General features: G+C 42.6%; 16 protein-coding genes. 7 read left to right on the plus strand and 9 right to left on the minus strand.

Annotated features, from left to right (window positions below):
* Positions 1-159: 159 nt before the first annotated feature.
* Positions 160-1,083, minus strand: a complete 924-nt coding sequence (locus tag ACP7AA_RS06765; RefSeq protein WP_281490459.1) for a DUF808 domain-containing protein — start codon at positions 1,081-1,083, stop codon at positions 160-162.
* A gap of 424 nt (positions 1,084-1,507) precedes the next feature.
* Between ACP7AA_RS06765 and ACP7AA_RS06770 the strand changes: the two genes are divergently transcribed.
* The 5 genes from ACP7AA_RS06770 to ACP7AA_RS06790 all read left to right on the plus strand — a co-directional run bounded on the left by ACP7AA_RS06770 (position 1,508) and on the right by ACP7AA_RS06790 (position 7,543).
* On the plus strand, positions 1,508-2,368 hold the full coding sequence (locus tag ACP7AA_RS06770) for a DsbC family protein (protein ID WP_201624698.1): 861 nt from the start codon (positions 1,508-1,510) through the stop codon (positions 2,366-2,368).
* Positions 2,369-2,593: 225 nt separating this feature from the next.
* Entirely contained in the window at positions 2,594-3,943 is a 1,350-nt protein-coding gene (locus tag ACP7AA_RS06775) for a homoserine dehydrogenase (protein ID WP_426223037.1), read from the plus strand.
* 138 nt (positions 3,944-4,081) lie between these two features.
* Positions 4,082-5,263 (plus strand): thiolase family protein, encoded by a 1,182-nt coding sequence (locus ACP7AA_RS06780; protein WP_201619088.1) that lies wholly within the window; start codon positions 4,082-4,084, stop codon positions 5,261-5,263.
* A 506-nt stretch (positions 5,264-5,769) separates the two neighbouring features.
* Positions 5,770-6,618: a DUF2382 domain-containing protein gene (locus tag ACP7AA_RS06785; protein WP_201562382.1), complete on the plus strand. Its 849-nt coding sequence runs from the start codon at positions 5,770-5,772 to the stop codon at positions 6,616-6,618.
* A gap of 175 nt (positions 6,619-6,793) precedes the next feature.
* The gene (locus ACP7AA_RS06790; RefSeq protein WP_426223038.1) at positions 6,794-7,543 is read left to right on the plus strand and encodes a YsnF/AvaK domain-containing protein; all 750 of its coding nucleotides are present in this window, start codon (positions 6,794-6,796) and stop codon (positions 7,541-7,543) included.
* 133 nt (positions 7,544-7,676) lie between these two features.
* Here ACP7AA_RS06790 and ACP7AA_RS06795 read toward each other — a convergent pair whose 3' ends face one another.
* Together ACP7AA_RS06795 and secA are read right to left on the minus strand one after the other, a co-directional pair.
* Positions 7,677-8,228, minus strand: a complete 552-nt coding sequence (locus ACP7AA_RS06795) for a hypothetical protein (RefSeq protein ID WP_426223039.1) — start codon at positions 8,226-8,228, stop codon at positions 7,677-7,679.
* 241 nt (positions 8,229-8,469) lie between these two features.
* A complete protein-coding gene (gene secA / locus ACP7AA_RS06800; protein ID WP_201562386.1) occupies positions 8,470-11,244 on the minus strand; it encodes a preprotein translocase subunit SecA in 2,775 nt (924 codons plus the stop codon).
* A gap of 400 nt (positions 11,245-11,644) precedes the next feature.
* Between secA and mutS the strand changes: the two genes are divergently transcribed.
* Complete coding sequence (gene mutS / locus ACP7AA_RS06805; RefSeq protein ID WP_426223040.1) at positions 11,645-14,725, plus strand: DNA mismatch repair protein MutS; 3,081 nt, start codon at positions 11,645-11,647, stop codon at positions 14,723-14,725.
* 92 nt (positions 14,726-14,817) lie between these two features.
* Positions 14,818-15,141, plus strand: a complete 324-nt coding sequence (gene fdxA, locus ACP7AA_RS06810) for a ferredoxin FdxA (RefSeq protein ID WP_149492489.1) — start codon at positions 14,818-14,820, stop codon at positions 15,139-15,141.
* A 121-nt stretch (positions 15,142-15,262) separates the two neighbouring features.
* Here the strand turns inward: fdxA and ACP7AA_RS06815 are convergent, their stop codons facing one another.
* The 6 genes from ACP7AA_RS06815 to ACP7AA_RS06840 all read right to left on the minus strand — a co-directional run bounded on the left by ACP7AA_RS06815 (position 15,263) and on the right by ACP7AA_RS06840 (position 18,968).
* Positions 15,263-15,775 carry a pilin gene (locus tag ACP7AA_RS06815; protein ID WP_426223041.1) on the minus strand — a complete coding sequence of 171 codons (513 nt, stop codon included), beginning with the start codon at positions 15,773-15,775 and terminating at the stop codon, positions 15,263-15,265.
* 136 nt (positions 15,776-15,911) lie between these two features.
* Entirely contained in the window at positions 15,912-16,085 is a 174-nt protein-coding gene (locus ACP7AA_RS06820) for a hypothetical protein (RefSeq protein WP_426223042.1), read from the minus strand.
* A gap of 48 nt (positions 16,086-16,133) precedes the next feature.
* Complete coding sequence (gene tfpZ / locus ACP7AA_RS06825) at positions 16,134-16,874, minus strand: TfpX/TfpZ family type IV pilin accessory protein (protein WP_426223043.1); 741 nt, start codon at positions 16,872-16,874, stop codon at positions 16,134-16,136.
* Positions 16,875-17,054: 180 nt separating this feature from the next.
* A complete protein-coding gene (locus ACP7AA_RS06830; RefSeq protein WP_426223044.1) occupies positions 17,055-17,630 on the minus strand; it encodes a pilin in 576 nt (191 codons plus the stop codon).
* Positions 17,631-17,937: 307 nt separating this feature from the next.
* Positions 17,938-18,420 carry a type IV pilin protein gene (locus tag ACP7AA_RS06835; protein ID WP_426223045.1) on the minus strand — a complete coding sequence of 161 codons (483 nt, stop codon included), beginning with the start codon at positions 18,418-18,420 and terminating at the stop codon, positions 17,938-17,940.
* A complete protein-coding gene (locus tag ACP7AA_RS06840) occupies positions 18,420-18,968 on the minus strand; it encodes a type IV pilin protein (protein ID WP_426223046.1) in 549 nt (182 codons plus the stop codon). The genes ACP7AA_RS06835 and ACP7AA_RS06840 overlap by 1 nt, the downstream gene beginning before the upstream one ends.
* Positions 18,969-18,972 lie beyond the last annotated feature (4 nt).

Here is an 18,972-nt window from a genome sequence, read left to right on the forward strand (position 1 = left end):
TTTATAAAATGTAAAAGCCCCAAAGTTGTTAGCAACTTTGGGGCTTTATCTTGTTCAATGTAGTTGTTTATCAATAGCGGTTTTTATCAACAGCGATTGTTATAAATACGGCTCTCTAATAGTCAGAACCTTGAAGACTCAGCGTTTTTGAGAATAAGCTTAATGTGCAGAAGTCGCGTCTTTATTGCGTATTTTGTTAATCACCGTCAACAAAGCAACGATAGCAGCACCAATAATAAAGCCGATAACACCATTTAATAACGCCGTGGTAAAGCTCTCAAAAATGCCCGTTAAATGGGCGATATCTTCAACTTCATGGTGTAAAAAATTAATACCGTGTACCAAGATACCACCACCGACTAAGAACATCGCCAAAGTACCAGCGATCGACAAAAACTTCATCAATTTAGGTGCTGCCGCAAATAAAACCTTACCGACTTTTTGAGTAAACTTGCCGTCTTTCTCCATCATATGTAGGCCCACGTCATCGATTTTAACGATACCGGCGACCAAACCATAAATACCAACGGTAATACCAATGGCTAAAATAGACAGCACTAAGCTGCGCTGTAACAAAGTAGCCGTTGCCGTCGCGCCTAACGCGATGACGATAATCTCTGCCGATAAAATAAAATCGGTACGTACCGCCCCTTTGATTTTTTCTTTTTCAAAGGCGACCAAATCGACCGTTTCATCGGCGTTGGCTTGTCGGCGTGCATTTTGTTCTTCATCATCAGGTATGGCATGCGGCCAAAATCGGTGAATGACTTTTTCAGCACCCTCATAAACCAAAAACAAGCCGCCACACATAAGCAAAAAGGTGATTAAAGGCGGATAAATGGCACTAATAAGAATTGCCGCTGGCACCAAAATAAGCTTATTGATAAATGAGCCTTTGGCGACCGCCCAAATTACTGGAAGCTCACGATTTGCTTTGACACCCGACACTTGCTCAGCGTTAAGCGCTAAATCGTCACCCAACACCCCCGCGGTTTTTTTGGCGGCGACCTTAGTCATGACCGACACGTCATCTAATATCACACTGATATCATCAAGTAGGGTTAATAAACTGGCACCTGCCATATGGGCTCCTTAGAAAATTAGAAAGAAAATTAGAAAAATTGTTTTAGTAAATGATTGAGATATAGTTTAATTAAGAGATAGCTTATAAGAAACGGTTATAAATAGTAGCCTACCTAGACATAAGCCGAGATGAAATAGTGCAAATGTATTTTATTTCTGCTCTTGTAACATTTATCTATAAATTGTAGATTTGACAATGCTAAAACTCACCTTTAGTGGTTATTTATAAAAATATGCTAATATGACAGCTATTGCCACTTATCTTTTATTATCAATAAATTGTATATCACCATTGCAATATATCGCCCTGATAACAAAATCCAGTGAATATGCGGCAAGCGTTTACATACTTTTTATTGCCCTTTACTGCCCTCTTTTTTATATCTATATCTTGCTTAGGCACGACTGCCTAAAGGAACACCCTATGTTTTTACCTTCTTTTTCTAAAACCACCGCTATTCGTGATACATTTTCTCGCAAGCCTTTATCTCGTATGATGATGGGTGCGTTGCTAGTCGTGGTTGCGGCGGGCTGCTCTAATAATGCGGCTGATGCAACCAGTAATACAGGCATCGTCAATAGTGCAGAAGCCAAAGTCAGTACCGCGCAGGTGGCAGCCGATAGCGATTCAGCAGTGGTAAAATCCTTACAAGCAAACTTAAAAGCTTCAGGCATTGAAGAAAACATTCTTTCAGCCGTACCAACGGACATGAAAGATATTTACTGGGTAACGGCATCGGGCTTACCGTCTTTCTTTACTGATAAATCTGGCAAACATATTATCCAAGGGCAAATTATCGCCGTTGGCGCAGAAGCACCGGTTGATATCAGTGGCGCTTTGGTTGCCAAAACCGCGCAAGAGGCGCTAAAAGCAGTCGACAAAAAAGACATGATTATTTATCCGGCTAAAGGCGAAACCAAATCTGTCGTGTATTCCTTTACCGATGCCGATTGTCCTTATTGCACCAAGCTCCATGAAGAGATAGATGACATCAATGCGCGTGGTATTGAAGTGCGTTATTTGGCATGGCCGCGCAGCGAAGGCAGTATTCCAAAGATGGAAGCCATCTGGTGTAGCGAAGACCGTAATGCGGCGATGGATCAGGCAAAAATGGGCGCTAACGTCCAAGCCCCTAGCTGTAATAGTCCGGTAAAATCGCAAATCGAGCTTGGTATGGCACTGGGCGTTCGTGGTACACCCGCTATCTTTACCGAGTCTGGACAACAAATCGGTGGTTATTTACCAGCTGCACAATTGGCACAAACAGCGATTGATGCCAGCTAGTCGTTTGCCCTGATATTATTGACTTTGGCGACAGTGAGTTTGGGTAGACGCCACAAGCGCTTGTCGGTATGATACGATAAAGCGCTTGGCGATATTAGTCGTATATTTTTACACCGTTCTTCCTTATATCAGCACTCTTTATATCAACCCTTTTATATCAGCGTTTTTATGTAAGAGCCTGTATAGAAGCATTCTTATCCAACTCTATAATCTCTTGAGGATACTGTGAGCAAATCCATCAAACTAGCGATACTTGGTCTCGGCACCGTCGGAACGGGCGTGATCAACCTAATCAATGATAATTTAGATGAGTTAAAACGCCGTAGCGGACGCGATATTGTGATTACCGAAGTCGGTACCCGTCGTCAGCGCGATGATATCGACCCTAACATTATTCAAAACAGTGACTTGATGGCAGCCGCTGCCAGTGACAATGTCGATATTGTCATCGAAGTGATTGGCGGTACGACGCTGGCTAAAGACGTGATTATGCATGCCATCAAAAACGGCAAACATGTGGTTACTGCCAATAAAGCGCTGCTCGCTGAACACGGTAATGAGATTTTTGCCTTTGCGGAAGCCCACAACGTCCATGTCGCTTATGAAGCAGCAGTGGCAGGCGGCATCCCAATTATTAAAGTCATGCGTGAAGGCCTTGCTGCCAATAAAATTGAGTGGTTAGCAGGTATCATTAATGGTACTGGCAACTTTATCATGACCGAAATGCGTGATAAAGGTCGCCCGTTTGCCGATGTATTGACCGAGGCGCAAGAGCTTGGCTATGCTGAAGCCGATCCGACTTTTGATGTTGAAGGCATTGATGCTGCTCATAAACTAGCGTTACTTGCTTCTATTGCCTTTGGGATTCCGCTACAGTTTGATAAAGTTTACTGTGAAGGTATTACTGCTATCACTTTACAGGACGTCAACTACGCTGAAGAGCTTGGCTATCGTATCAAGCATATAGGCTTTGCTGTACGCCGTGAAGGCGATGGCTCAGGTGACAATAGTACGGCTGGTATTGAGCTGCGCGTCCACCCGACGCTTATTCCACAAAATGCCCTACTTGCCAACGTCAATGGCGTCAAAAATGCGGTACTGGTCAACTCTCATCCGCTTGGACAAACGCTATATTGCGGCGATGGCGCAGGTGCCGGTGCAACCGCTTCTGCGGTGATGGCTGATGTGATGGATTTGGTTCGCGTTCTTGGTAGTAAAGATAGCAACAATGAAAGCACGAATGGTCATCATGTGCCACATCTAGCCTTTATCCCTGAGCAATTATCAGACACGCCTATCTTGCGCGCTGAGCAAATGATTACCGGTTATTATCTGCGTGTGCATGCGCATGACAATCCTGGGGTATTGGCTGATATCACGCGTATCTTAAGCGACGCGGGTATCAATATCGATGCGATTTTACAAAAACCTGCCCATAAACTTGGTCAAGTGCCGGTAATTATCTTGACGCTACCTGTGGTTGAAAGTCAGATGAATATTGCCATTGAAAAAATCGAAAAGCTCGATACTATTACTGATAAAGTAGTGCGTATCCGCTTAGATGAGCTGGCGTAATTTATCCAGCGCTTAAGCTGTATGACTCATTAAGCCAGACCGCTATTAGTACCTAAGCGGTTGGCTTTAGCTTAACTGTTTTATTTTAACTATGAAAAATAGCACTTTCGTTTCAAAACCTAAAAGGGAAGAAGAATAATGTCAAATGATGCAATTGTAATTTTAAACGGCGCACGTACTCCAATGGGTGGCTTTCAAGGCGCACTTAAAGACATGAGCGCCACAGAATTGGGCGCTGCTGCTATTAAAGCCGCTGTTGAGCGTTCAGGCGTAAGCGTTGATAATATTGATGAAGTCATCATGGGCTGTATCTTGACCGCCGGTCTTGGTCAAGGCCCTGCTCGTCAAGCCATGCGTAAAGCAGGTCTAAATGATGCTACTGGTGCCGTTACCATTAATAAACTTTGTGGTTCAGGTCTAAAAGCGGTTATGCAAGCGCACGATGGTATTAAAGCGGGCAGCTTTAACGTGGCAGTTGCAGGTGGCATGGAATCGATGACCAATGCTCCTTATATCATGCCAGGGTCGCGCGGCGGCTATCGCATGGGACATAAAGAAGTCAAAGACCATATGTTCTTAGACGGTCTAGAAGACGCTGAAACTGGTAAGCTGATGGGTCAATTTGCCCAAGAAATGGCCAATGAAAAAGGCTATACGCGTGAGCAAATGGATGATTTTGCCATTGAGTCGCTTAACCGTGCGTTGACAGCCATTAAAGATGGTCATTTTAAAGATGAAGTTACGCCAGTTACTTTCAAAACTCGTAAAGGCGAGCAAAGCGTCGATACTGATGAGCAGCCAGCCCTTGCCAATGCTGAACGTATTCCTACCCTACGCCCTGCCTTTGCTAAAGACGGTACGATTACCGCGGCAAATGCCAGCTCAATCTCAGACGGCGCTGCAGCTGTTGTGATGATGAAAGAGTCACAAGCAAAAGAGGAAGGCTTAGATTATCAAGCACGCATCGTAGCCGCTGCTTCTAATTCACGTCATCCAAGCGAATTTACCATTGCTCCAGTTGGCGCGATTGAAAAAGTATTGGACAAAGCCGGCTGGTCAGTTGCTGATGTCGACCTATGGGAAATCAACGAAGCGTTTGCGATGGTCACGATGGCTGCGATGGATGAGCTCAACATCGAACATGCTAAAGTCAACGTTGAAGGCGGCGCTTGTGCCCTTGGCCATCCAGTCGGCTGTTCAGGTGCGCGTATCTTAGTCACCCTTATCAACTCGCTAAAACGTACGGGCGGCAAAAAAGGCGTCGCAACCTTATGTATCGGTGGTGGTGAAGCCGTTGCTGTAGCAATTGAACTGGCTTAATTTTAGGCTATTTAACCTTTTAACTTCTTAAATTTTAGCGCCTTAAAAAATTTTAAGACTTTAATATTAAGTTAATAGTTCTAAGCATTAACTGATTTTCTTACTATTTAAAAGCCGCATGGCATTTGGCTATGCGGTTTTTTTATGCGTGAAATTTACAAATCACAGAAATTTGTTTATTGCTGTAATAAAGCCTTAACTTAAATTTATATAGTGATAGTGAGTTTTACAGCCTATTACACGCACTTACCTCAAGCGCACACTTTGCTACCTTGCTCATATATCTCATTGAAAATCGCACTGTTACGATATGAACAAGTTGATGGACAGGCTATTTACTAGAGTTGTTAATTAAATTAACAATTTAGCTATCCACTAGAGCCGTGTTGGCTTAAGACAACAACTTACCAGTTTCTCAGTAATGCGATTGTTTATCGCATTTTATTTTAAAAAAATAATTACTAATTTATTTAAATAAAATTTACTCATATAAAAGGAAGATAATAATGAGCCAACTAATTCGTTTAAGAGATATCCAAGCGACTCACCGCGACCTTATCGGTGATGACTATTATGACCCAACAGGCAAAACAGCCTATGGTGTTAATGAAGAAAAAATCGGTAAAATCGAAGGCGCTTTAGTAGAAGATACCACCGGTCGCATTCGTTATCTAATCGTTGACGCAGGCGGTTGGTTTAGCTCAAAAGAAGTATTGGTACCAGCAGGTTTAGCACGTATCGTTGGTGATGATGTATTTTTTGATAGCCTAACGCAAGCGCAAGTCGAAGCGATGGAAGTATACGATCACGACTATCAATACAGCTATAAAGAGCAGTATGAAAAAGATCGCCAATCATTTGTGGCTGATAGCATTCCAGAAGCTGAGCGTATGGAAATTGCAGACCATGCCTATAATGCCCCAAATACGTTAGAGCTATTAGAAGAGCGCTTGACAGTTAATAAAGACCGCATCGTAGCGGGTTTGGTAAAAGTCGGTAAGCACGTGGTGACCGAAGAGCGTAATATCGACGTCGAGCTAGAAGAAGAGCACGCTAATATCCAGCGTACCAATGTAGACCGCCCAACAGACCGCCGTATCGGCGATATTGATGGCAACCAAACCGTGGAAGTTGAGTTAGAAGCGGAACGTGCCCGCGTTAATAAAGAAACTTATGTCTCTGAAGAAGTAAATGTCGGTAAGACAACTGAGCGTCATACTGAAACGATTGCTGAAACCATTCAACGTGAAGAGTTAGATATCGATGGTGATGGTAACGTGGTTGACCGCGATGGTAATCTTTTTGACCGCGATGATATCACTGCTGAAGATGTACGCCGCGCTCGTGGTATGTAATAAGCAATTCTTTCGCATAGTTCCACCATCTTTGATAAGCAATTCTTCATAAGATGAATACATACTATGTGACCGTAATTAGCAGCTGAGTGTTATGCTCAGTAGATAAGACCAGAGCTCGCCTCTGGTCTTTTTTTATACCTATTTATTATATCTGCCCATAAGGAATATGACCATGAACGCCGACGACAATGACATGAAACAGCAGCAAATTAAGCAAGATGCACACTTATCAACAACGAATACTTCTTCTTTAGATAGAATAGCCAACCATAGTGGTGAGAATAAATTACCCGCGCCTGATGTAGCTGCATCTACCTTATCTACTTCCTCCCCTACTTCTAAGTCCAATCAGCAGCAAGCACTAATGGGCAGTGGGCAAGATGGTTTATCCAATAATTCAGCAAATAATCTGTCAAATAATCGAGAAGACACGAAAAATGGTGGTTATCTAGAGCTATTAGAAGAACGTCCTGTCATTAACAAAGAACGCTTGGATGTCGGCAAAGTAACGGTCACTAAGCATACGCGCACAAAAACCATCGACGTACCTATTGAATTGGTAGAAGAATATATTACTGTACGCACTGATTATTATGATGCAGAAAGTCAGGATTTATTATCAGGTAAGTACGATGATAAAGACATATTACGTCATGTGGAGCCATCGCTAGATAGCAGAGCTGTTATAACCATTAATGGTAAACAGATTGAGATGGGCGCTGAGCCAATTGAGATTATTTTATCGCGTCAAGTGGCGACGATTACCAAAGATACTCATGTGATTCAAGAAGTAGAGATTAATAAAACCACCCATACGCATACCGATAGCATTCAAGTAGAAGTTAAGCATGAAGAGCTAGAGGTTACCGAAGAGGGTTTTTTAGCACATGAACGTGAACATAGTACATCGTATAAAGAATAAAGTTATATAAAATCGAGCATTTATTCTAAGAGCTTCAAAAGTTAGACCCAAAAAAAGCAACGTCACTGTTGCTTTTTTTTATAAGGTTTTATCTAAATTTAATCAGAAAAAACCTCATTTTATAAACCTACTTTTATACTGCTGCTTCTACAGTTGCAGCATCTTCGGCTTTCTTACACTCATACGTGCTGACGTTGGTTGCATCTGCACCCGCCGTACGCATCACACCTGTTTCGCGCTCTTTATGAGCCACGCGCCACTGTACAAAGCCTTCACCACCATCGATGGCAGTTTTTGCTTCAAACACTTCAGGGTTAGTCGCATCGTTGGTTTTCGTTAAAGTCGCTGTACCTTGGGCAGTTGCAATAATGACCTGATTATCAGTATCTTTATACGTCGCTTCAACGGCGAGCGCAGGTGAACACGAATAACTTATTTGATTGACGCCGGTATTAACAGAAGCAATCGTATCATCTTCTACGTCGCTGGCAGGCGCATCTACCACCACATCACTAGGCTCGGCAGGATCAGCGGACATGGGTACAGACTGCTCTTCACTAATACTGTCTTCTAGGCTTGGCTCTGTCTCTTGCTGTTGTTGACAAGCGCTAAGCGTCATGGCACCAGCCAGTAAACCGGTTAGGACGATAGAGGTACGCAATTTTTTTAATAATTCTACATTCATCACACTCTCCCAAATAAAGATGTTAAACACTATAGCGCGCCCGTAAATTCACGCCTATGTTGGATTTGTAATTAATCGCCAAAAAGACACTGATACTTTTATAATCGTAATTCTCATACTCATACTTATACTCATATTAATTATTCGATATAAGTACTAAGGCTATATCTATAAAAAAAGCCCCTATCTATTTTAGATAGGGACTTTTTATCATAACTTAACAATGGTTGATTATCAATGTTTAGATTTTACCATGGCATTGTTTATATTTCAGTCCTGAGCCACAAGGACATGGGGCGTTACGACTGATATTCATACCAGCGTATGGGTCTGGCTCATTTGCACCACCACTACCCGCCACAGCGCCTGCTGCGGTCGCACCAGCAAGATTGCGGTTTTGTGCAGCGGCTCTATCGGCGCCGCTGTCCATGTTATCAATATCGCTGTGCTCAAACTGCATTTGCATCTGTGCTGCATTTTCACGCTGCTGCGCTTCTAATGCAGCAAGCTCTTCTTTGGTCGGGATATGTACGCGTGATAAATCTTGTACCGTCTCAGATTTAATTGCCCCAAGCATCATTTGGAATAATTCAAACGACTCACGCTTATATTCTTGCTCAGGGTTTTTTTGTGCATAACCGCGCAGATGAATACCTTTACGCAGCTGATCCATTTGGGTTAAATGCTCTTTCCAATGCTTATCTAGGCTTTGCAGCATAAAATGACGCTCAAGCTGGGCGGCATCTTTTTCGCCCATTTGCTCACGGCGGCTATGATAACGATCCAATGCCGTTTGGATGATTTTGGCACGTAAGCCTTCTTCATCTAGGCGGCGATCTTCATCCAGCCAATCGTTAATGGGCATCGCAATCTTGAATTCGTCCTCAAGCTCATCTTCTAAACCATCGATATTCCACTGGTCATCGATAGAGCCCGGCGGGATAAACTGGTTAATCATGGCATTATAAACTTCATGATGCATGACTTCGATGGCCTCTAACAAATCTAACTCTGCCAGTAAATCATCACGCTGACTATAGATGACTTTACGCTGCTCATTAGCGACGTCATCATATTTCAACAGGTTTTTACGCGCATCAAAATCGCGGCTTTCTACTTTACCTTGGGCATTTTCAATCGATTTAGAAACCATTTTATGTTCAATGGCTTCGTCTTCTTTAAGACCCATGGCGCGCATCATGTTAACGACGCGGTCACCGGCAAAGATACGCATCAAGTCATCTTCAAGCGATAAGAAGAAGCGCGACATCCCAGGGTCACCTTGACGACCGGCACGACCACGCAGCTGGTTATCAATACGGCGTGATTCATGACGCTCAGAACCGATAATATGTAGACCGCCAGCGGCAACGACTTGGTCGTGCTTAACTTGCCATTGGGCTTTTAGGCGCGCCATCTCTTCTGGACTAACCGAATCAATATCTTCGATAAATGATTGCCAGTTACCACCAAGGATAATGTCGGTACCACGACCTGCCATGTTGGTCGCAATCGTTACAGCCTTTGGACTACCAGCCTGCGCGATGATCTCTGCTTCACGCTCATGTTGCTTGGCGTTTAGGACGTTATGCTTGACGCCTTCTTGGTCGAGCAGATAAGACAATTCTTCACTGGCTTCAATCGTCGCCGTACCAACCAAGACTGGTGCGCCTTTGGCTTGAATCTCTTTAATCTCGCGGATGATACCTTTATATTTCCCTAACTTGGTTAAGAAAATCTGATCATCCATATCGATACGCGCAATTGGCTCATGGGTTGGAATCACGATGACATCTAAATCATAAGTTGATTTAAATTCTGCCGCTTCGGTATCAGCCGTACCCGTCATACCTGATAATTTGTCATAGAGACGGAAGTAATTCTGGAATGTCGTGGTTGCAAGCGTTTGGTTCTCTGCTTGAATTTCAACATTTTCTTTGGCTTCTACCGCTTGATGCAAACCTTCTGACCAACGGCGACCGGGCATGGTACGACCAGTGTTTTCATCAACGATAACCACTTCGCCATCATCGACGATATAATGGACGTTTTTAACGAAAACATGGTGGGCACGAATCGCTGCTTGGACGTGCGCCAATAGTGGCAAACGGCTTGGGCTATATAGGCTTTCGTTTTCACCAAGCTCGCCAACTTCAATTAAGAAGCGCTCAATTTTCTCATAGCCTTTTTCGCTAATCTCGATTTGACGGTTTTTCTCATCAATCCAAAAATCTTCTTCTTCGTTATTCTTATTGGCTTCTTCATCTTTTGAACGAATAAGCACCGGAATAATGGTGTTAATCAGCGCATACATACGTGATGAATCTTCGGCTTGACCCGAGATAATCAATGGCGTACGCGCCTCATCAATTAAAATAGAGTCAATCTCATCAATAATACAGAAGTTAAGCGGGCGCTGTTTTTTCTCAGCGAGGCTAAAAACCATATTATCGCGCAGATAATCAAAACCGTATTCGTTATTGGTACCGTACGTTATATCTGCTTGATAAGCGTCAATTTTTTCTTGCGGTGGCTGCTGTGAGTAAATCACCCCAACCGTCATACCCAAAAAGCTGAATAATGGACGGTTTAATTCCGCATCACGCGCGGCCAAATAATCGTTGACCGTGACCAGATGGACGCCTTTGCCACTGATAGCGTTAAGATACATGGCCAAGGTACCCATCAGGGTTTTACCTTCACCAGTTTTCATCTCAGCGATTTTGCCTTCGTGCAGGGTGATACCACCGATTAGCTGCACATCATAGTGACGCATGCCGTTGACGCGTAGCGATGCTTCGCGGCAGACCGCAAACGCTTCTGGTAATAATGCATCTAAGCTTTCACCTTTTTGGTGTCTTGCTTTAAACTCTTCGGTTTTTTGTTGTAATTGCTCATCAGACAGGGCTTGTATCGTGGCCTCATGTGCGTTGATTTTGCTGACCACTTTGCGCATGCGCTTTAATTCGCGGTCATTTTTAGTGCCAACGACACTGCCTATAATCTTTGATAACATAATTTTTTGACCTATGGAAATATTCGATAATTAGTGCGCATTAGCCAAGGCTTCATATGCTGCCGCCTTGTCATCATAGCTATCATAGTCATCACCCGACCAACGTACCACTTAATGAAGTACTGACTAATGACGTGTCGCCTAATGAAGTATCGCCCAATTAAGTGTGACGTCATTATATATGGTTATGACGCCGATGGATACAAGGGCAATGAGTAGATATTTGCCGACGTAAAAACCTAGTAGGACGTGTTAAAATAGCGCTTATAGTCTTAATATCTCAAGCTTTTCCCTGCAACATTTAACGGAATAATTTACTAACCCTCAGCCGTTATTTATTCTTATAAAAACCAGCATTTCACCCCACGTAAACCCATTTAAGCATCATAAGAGACCCTGCATGACCGTTAAGCCGTCCGCTCAAAATCCTCATTTAGCTGAACCATTAATCATAGGTGATGCCGTTTATCACTTGGCAGACCATACGCCGATGATGGTGCAATATCTAACCATGAAAGCCAATTATCCACAAGCGCTACTGCTGTACCGGATGGGTGATTTTTATGAGTTATTTTTTGATGATGCCAAGCGCGCGGCGCAGATACTCGATATTACGCTCACTCGCCGTGGTACGGATAAAGCAGGCAATACCATTGCGATGGCAGGCGTCCCCTTTCATGCGGCTGACAGCTATATGGCACGGCTGATTGCGGCTGGACAGACTGTGGTTGTTTGTGAGCAAATTGACGAGTCAGTTACTAGCAGCCCGTCCAATACACCGACAATGGGCGAGAAGCAAAAGAAAGATAAAAGTAAATCGGCAGCTGGCACTATCATGCGCCGTGAAGTAGTTAAAACCCTGACCGCTGGTACGATTACTGATGACGCCTTAATTGCACCCAACCACACCCCGACTGTCGTTGCCATTGATATCGAAATTCCTAAATCGAACAGTAAACAACCACTACAAGCTGCCATTAGCCAAATGGACTTGGCCGCCGGCACGTTGACCACGCAAACACTAAGCGCCAGCTCGAATAACAGCCATGATGATATTGAAGGACTTCAAACCCAAATGCTGACGGTGCTGGCACGTTTTGCGCCGAGTGAATGTATTATTAGCGAGGCACTTGGCAACAGTTTTGACAGTAGTAATATTAATGGCGAAGATTGGCTGCTATGGCTACGGAAAAATCTTGACTGCCCTATTATTGAAGTCGCTGCCAATGACTTTCATCGTGAGCATGCCAGTGCGACCCTTTGCCAGCAGTTTGACGTGCAACGTCTTGATGGACTAGGTATTAGTGACGCGCCACTTGCCCAATCTAGCTGCGCCGCACTAATCCATTATGCACGGCAAACCCAGCAGCGCCATGTGCCACAAGTTAATCAGCTTATCGTCGAATATAATGATGACTATTTAATCATTGATGCTAATAGTCAGCAAAACCTAGAGCTGTTTACCCCCGTTAGCAGCAATGGTACATCATTAATATCGGTACTTAATCATTGTCAAACGCCAATGGGACGCCGCTTACTTGTGCAGCAAATGAAGCGTCCGCTGCGTCAGCATACACGTATTAATCTGCGTTTAGATGCAATCTCTAGCCTTTTGCAGTCAGATAATCAGTCTGACGGAAACAAACAGCTTAAGCAAAATTTAGACAATAGCTCATTAGTGAGTAGCTTACGCGAGACTTTGAATGCTATCGGTGATATCGAACGTATTAGTAGCCGTATCGGACTGATGAGTGCCAAACCACGTGATTTGCGTAAACTTGCTGATGGTATCGCTAATAGCGCCCAGCTGACTACCCTATTGATAAATGCAGGTATTAGCCATGAGCAGGCAGGACTGTTGCCCATGCTGATGCAACAATTGCCTGCGCAGCTACCTGCGGTGCAATCCGTTGCTGAGCTGATTGAGCGCGCTATTATCGTAGAGCCACCGGCGCATATTCGTGACGGCGGTATGCTAGCAGCTGGCTACGATGCAGAGTTTGATCGCCTGACTCATTTACATGACAATATCCAAGTAACATTAGATAAGATGGTAGAGCGTGCGCGTCAAGAGAACCAATTACCCAGCCTAAAAGTCGGCTTTAATAAAGTCAGCGGCTTTTACTTTGAATTGCCAAAAATGCAGGCGAGAAATGCACCGGCGCATTTTATCCGGCGGCAAACACTTAAAAGCAGCGAGCGTTTTATCACTGATGAGTTAAAAGAAGTCGAGACTGAATATTTAAGCGCGCAGACGTTAGCATTGACTCGTGAAAAACAGCTATATCATGAGCTGTTAACCATATTAGGTAGCTACTTGGCTGAACTCCAACAGCTGAGCGCGGCTATCGCGCAAATAGATGTCCTCAGTAATTGGGCACAACTTGCAAAGACTTATAACTGGCAGCGTCCAGCCATGGGTAACGATTCAAACAATGGCAGTTATTTGGAGAATGGCAACCAAACCAGTATCGATATTAAACAAGGTCGTCATGTCGTTGTCGAAGCGGCTTTAAATCCAATCCATACGAGCAATAATGTTCATCAAAGCAGTACCAAACATAGCAGCCATTTTGTCGCCAATGACTGTGCGCTCGGCAGCGCTTCAAATCCTGAACGCCTCCTCATGATTACCGGTCCTAATATGGGCGGTAAATCGACCTATATGCGCCAAACTGCACTCATTGTCCTACTTGCCCATTGTGGCAGCTTTGTCCCCGCAGCGAGTGCCCATATCGGTGATATTGACCGTATCTTTACTCGTATTGGCTCAGCTGATGATTTGGCAGGTGGCAAATCAACCTTTATGGTGGAAATGATTGAAACCGCTAATATCCTGAATCAAGCAACCAATAAATCGCTGGTGCTGATGGATGAAGTCGGACGCGGTACGGCGACCACTGATGGTTTAGCAATCGCCCATGCTTGCGTCAATCGATTGGTAGAGATTGGCTGCCTGACATTATTTGCCACCCATTATTTTGAGCTGACAAAATTGGCGCAAAATAACACAGAAAAAAATATAGAAAATAATGCAAGCAATCATGCCAATATCCGCAATGTGCATGTCGCCGCCAGTGAAGTCGATGGTCAATTATTATTACTCCATCAAATCAAAGATGGTGCTGCAAGCTCTAGCTTTGGATTGCATGTGGCAAAGATGGCTGGTATTCCTACTCAGGTATTAAATGATGCTAAGCGTTATTTAATAGACAATTTAAAAGCGGAAAAAGAAAACAACATTGATGATAAAAATGAATTAGCTAAGTCGTTAAACGATAAACAGCAACAGAATCATGAGAGTAAAGTAGAAGGTGTAAGTATCAGTAACATTACTCAAACTCAAAAATCAGGTGACAATTCAAAACAAAATCAGTTATTTAGCCTACAAGATGAGCTAAGCGCGATCAACCCTGATAACCTGACACCAAAGCAAGCGCATGACTTACTTTATCATATAAAGGAAATCATTAGTCATTAAAGGGAATTGTCAATTAGTGGTAAAAGCGCTAAAATGTGCCTTATTTTTAATCTATTCTATTTCGCCCAATCCAATAACAGGTAGACAGTACTATGACCTTTGTCGTTACAGAGAACTGCATTCTTTGCAAATACACCGACTGTGTGGAAGTCTGTCCTGTAGACTGCTTTTATGAAGGACCGAACTTCCTCGTTATCGACCCTGATGAGTGTATCGACTGCGCGCTATGCGAGCCTGAATGTCCCGCCAATGCGATCTTTTCAGAAGATGAGGTGCCAAAAGGGCAAGAGGTGTTCACCCAGCTAAATGAAGAGCTGGCACAAAAATGGCCAAACATCACTGAGATGAAAGGTCAATTGCCAGAAGCTGAAAAGTGGGATGGCGTGGAAGGTAAAATTCAGTATTTAGAGAAGTAGCTCAATAGCTACAAAAATTATTTATAATAAAAAAGGCTGATGCAAATGTATCAGCCTTTTTTGTTGCTTTCTGTCATCTATCAAAATGATTCGTCAAACACATACTTTTATTTAGTAGGTATCAATAAGCCCCTCTGCAAGAGTTAGGTAAATACCTATCAGGAATAGTAGTGCCATCTATAGATGAACCACAACGCCAATTTCCAATATTCTTACTGTTACTCGTAATACCAACTATCGGATTAGCATTACTCCCCATCTGAATCGGTGCAAGCGTTAAAGTATTTGTACTAGTAGTTAATGAAGATAATTGACTTTCGTTAACTTGCACGTTAATAATACCATTGGTACTGACCACAATGTTTTTCACATATTTAGTATGAATCGAGTCACAAACATGTGGTAAGGCTGTAGCCAAATTTGATGACGGAGAATCTACAACCTCTATTACTGAGATACGACATGCCGTAGCAGCTAAAATCACCTCTGAGAGCTTGGCTTGCATAGTGTAGTTTTGATAAGCAGGGAATGCGACTGCGGAGAGAATCCCCACAACAGCAATGACTATCATTAGCTCTATTAAGGTAAAGCCTGACTGTGGTCTATAAGTTTGATTTAGGAGAAATAACAGCATCACAGCAAACCATATTAATATTGAATCTATGCTGTTGCATGCGACATGCCACTTTTATTTACTACATACATTTTTTAGGTCACATAAGTAATTTCAAAAATGATTTTCTATCGGTTTATAGAGTGTGTTACACAGCTTAAGCCATAATCTTTTTAGCTAAAGGGTAGCATAAGGTAGTTAATATGCCCCATACTAGCCAACCAAACGGTAATATGTTTTGGGCAGGTTTAAATCCAGTTGCACTGATAAGTAAAGCAACTATAAAAAAGATAAGAGAGCTAATCAGTAAGGCACCGATGATATATTTCATGGCGATTCCTAAATCTATCTATAAAAATATTTGGAGAATAAATGTCGCTTACCAAGGTCTTAGATTTACAATATTCACAACCTTGTCAGCCTCCGCTTTATCGATTAGTACTACCATATTGATGGCACTTGCCTTTAAAGGTAAATATCTGGTCGCAGTCGGATATTTAGAGAGTATGTTATCAACGTCTGATTTATCGTTATAATTATATAGCTCCTCAATAGGTTTTGACTTAGTAACTAACAACGCAGCTACTGTATCAAGCGGCTGATAAAGCTCTGGGCGCTGCGATGGTGCTATACCATAGCCTATTTCATCGAACAGTATCTGCTGGCTAACCTCTTTATCATCTTTAGGAATCACAGCAGCAACATATTTCGGCCCAGTATTGCTTAGTATTTGGAATTCAGGCTTGGCCTGTGCTATCTTTCGAGTGTCTATCTCATTGACACGAACCAAATCAAAGCGATCGACATTATAAGCAATCCATACAGGTCGACCTTCATAGACATGATATAAACCATACACTAAGGCAATAAGCTGCAATAAGCCAATGACAAATAAATCAAACTTTAAGGTTTTTTTGCCCTTTTTGTAGACAATAAAAGTCAGCAATGGCCCAAGTACCAAATCAATACCAAGCATTAATAGGAAAATTTTGGTAATACCGGTTGCTGTATATAATGGGGCTGGATTCCATACTAAATAAACTAGCACTAAACTCATTGTTGCAATCAGTATACTAATAGCTAAATGTATCAAAAAAGCTTTAACTTTATCTTTAAACACTTATTCCCCCAAAATACTTAAATTTTTTAAATAGCTATCACATTCTAAAATAATTAAATCGCAACTTCTATTATTAACGACTATTAAGTCCAAATAAAAACCCTTGCCGAAGCAAGGGTCTTAATATAATTGCACATCAATTTATATAAGCGATTCATCTAATCTTAAATTAACCTAGGATTAGCGACATTGTGCTGGAGCTAAATTAGTAGGAATACCGGCAGTCAAGACTGCAGGTACAGTGGCATTAGGTAATTGTGCAGTTGCCGTGGCGTTACCCGCACTCACACATGCCCAGTCGATTGTACCTTTAGCACCTGCTGCTAGCGCAGCACCCAATGCGGTAGTTGTAGTATCATCAACTTGTACGAAAGGCGCAATTAGCAACTCATTACTTGTTGCTGGTAGACCAACTGCATCTGCGTTATAAGTAATTGTGATATCACCGTCACCTGCTGCAGTAGTGCCAGCTGCTGCAGGAGCGGTCATAAGTACACTAGTAACATATTTAGAAGTTGCACCAACATTATTAGCTTGGCTATTCCAAGTGTCAGCTACTGTGAACAAGTCAGCTTGTGAAGTTGCTTCTGAACTGATCATTGATTTGGCTGAATTAGCTAAGTTTAAGCCTTCAGTTACGCGTGAACGTACAGTATAGTCTTGATAAGCAGGTAGAGCGATCGCAGCTAGAATACCGATAATAGCGATAACGATCATTAGCTCGATTAAGGTAAAACCTTTTTGTGCAGTGTTCATAAGAACTCCTTTGGGGTATATAAAGATAGCTGATTATTAGCAGCTTCTATCTTTAGGGATATTGTCTATTTCTTTCTTACTATAAATATTGCAGTTATTATGCCAATATCCAAATTACACTGGTTCTACCTTCAAAAACACCTTTAACAGCATGATTTACTATGTTTAGTTTACAAACAATCGTAAGTTTGACGCTAAATGTTACACTTAAGATACTGAAAATTGTCAGTTCACCTATAATAAGTAATATAAGGTAAAGATGACTGACAATTTTTGTCAGATTATTCATATATCTATTCAGTTAATGCTATTTGGTCCACTCATCGCCAGTACCACATTTCTTATTTACCCCCGTACCTCGACACTTAATACCCTGATAATTTAGCGTTAAAATACCATCATTAGTCATTTGACTAGTAGGCTTAGGGGTGGCAGTAACATTCCATTTATCCGTCAAAGTATTGTCCGGTGGCGCTAAAGGAATGGGGTTAATAGTAACGTCATATAGCTTATCGCCCTGCCTCGGGTATTCGATGGCAAACTCATCTTTTATACCTACACTAATCGCACTATAACTGCCCTCAGCCAGTTTACGACTTTCAATTTGCAAGCCAATGTTTTGCATCTCGCTCATCATGTCGGTACGTTTGGTTTTGACGATGTAACGTTCATAACTCGGATAAGCAACGGCTGCTAACACCGCAATGATAGCAACGACAATCATTATCTCAATCAGTGTAAAGCCTTGCTGTTTGGATAGTACTCTAGATGATTTTATTGTAGCGGACATCACCAGCTCTCCTTTCCAGTGCCACAATCAGTTGAAGCAGCAGTAATCGTTCTATCCTTGCTTTTGCATTTGACTCCTCTGCTACTGATCATCAAAATATGCGCATCTGATTTTTTAAACGACGTATTTGGCTCAGCGAACATACGCCATGAGCTACCCGCCATAGAGTAGCCAGAGCTTGCAGGAGCTAAAGTATTACCTGTACTCGCGTCCACCAAGGTGATTTTGTAATGGAAATTGGTACTATCGCTGCCTTTTGGGACGTAGATGGTTTTGTTATCAGTCTCATCGTAGGCATAACTGACATCGCCATTACTGGCTACCTTTTTGGGTGTGAAGCCTTTATAAGTCAGAGCACTAGCGCGCCAGCGATTGAGCTCTATATCGAGCTCCTGCATTCTTGCCTGTACCTGTGACTCAGCATTACGTACCACAAATTGCCGATAAGAGGGAACCGCAATCGCCGCTAAGATAGCCACTATCATGATGACGATCATCAGCTCTATGAGCGTAAAGCCTACTTGTTGTTTTAACGCCTTCATATTCATGCGA

It is taken from the genome of Psychrobacter sp. DWR1-2-3 (assembly GCF_049896465.1).
In the GTDB taxonomy this organism is placed as follows: Bacteria; Pseudomonadota; Gammaproteobacteria; order Pseudomonadales; family Moraxellaceae; genus Psychrobacter; species Psychrobacter maritimus.

Bases quoted from the DNA above. Each gene is read 5' to 3' on its own strand.
- ACP7AA_RS06765 (WP_281490459.1), bottom strand. From the start codon at position 1,083: ATGGCAGGTGCCAGTTTATTAACCCTACTTGATGATATCAGTGTGATA.
- ACP7AA_RS06770 (WP_201624698.1), top strand. From the start codon at position 1,508: ATGTTTTTACCTTCTTTTTCTAAAACCACCGCTATTCGTGATACATTT.
- ACP7AA_RS06780 (WP_201619088.1), top strand. From the start codon at position 4,082: ATGTCAAATGATGCAATTGTAATTTTAAACGGCGCACGTACTCCAATG.
- ACP7AA_RS06785 (WP_201562382.1), top strand. From the start codon at position 5,770: ATGAGCCAACTAATTCGTTTAAGAGATATCCAAGCGACTCACCGCGAC.
- ACP7AA_RS06790 (WP_426223038.1), top strand. From the start codon at position 6,794: ATGAACGCCGACGACAATGACATGAAACAGCAGCAAATTAAGCAAGAT.
- ACP7AA_RS06795 (WP_426223039.1), bottom strand. From the start codon at position 8,228: ATGAATGTAGAATTATTAAAAAAATTGCGTACCTCTATCGTCCTAACC.
- secA (WP_201562386.1), bottom strand. From the start codon at position 11,244: ATGTTATCAAAGATTATAGGCAGTGTCGTTGGCACTAAAAATGACCGC.
- mutS (WP_426223040.1), top strand. From the start codon at position 11,645: ATGACCGTTAAGCCGTCCGCTCAAAATCCTCATTTAGCTGAACCATTA.
- fdxA (WP_149492489.1), top strand. From the start codon at position 14,818: ATGACCTTTGTCGTTACAGAGAACTGCATTCTTTGCAAATACACCGAC.
- ACP7AA_RS06815 (WP_426223041.1), bottom strand. From the start codon at position 15,775: ATGCTGTTATTTCTCCTAAATCAAACTTATAGACCACAGTCAGGCTTT.
- ACP7AA_RS06820 (WP_426223042.1), bottom strand. From the start codon at position 16,085: ATGAAATATATCATCGGTGCCTTACTGATTAGCTCTCTTATCTTTTTT.
- ACP7AA_RS06830 (WP_426223044.1), bottom strand. From the start codon at position 17,630: ATGAACACTGCACAAAAAGGTTTTACCTTAATCGAGCTAATGATCGTT.
- ACP7AA_RS06835 (WP_426223045.1), bottom strand. From the start codon at position 18,420: ATGTCCGCTACAATAAAATCATCTAGAGTACTATCCAAACAGCAAGGC.
- ACP7AA_RS06840 (WP_426223046.1), bottom strand. From the start codon at position 18,968: ATGAATATGAAGGCGTTAAAACAACAAGTAGGCTTTACGCTCATAGAG.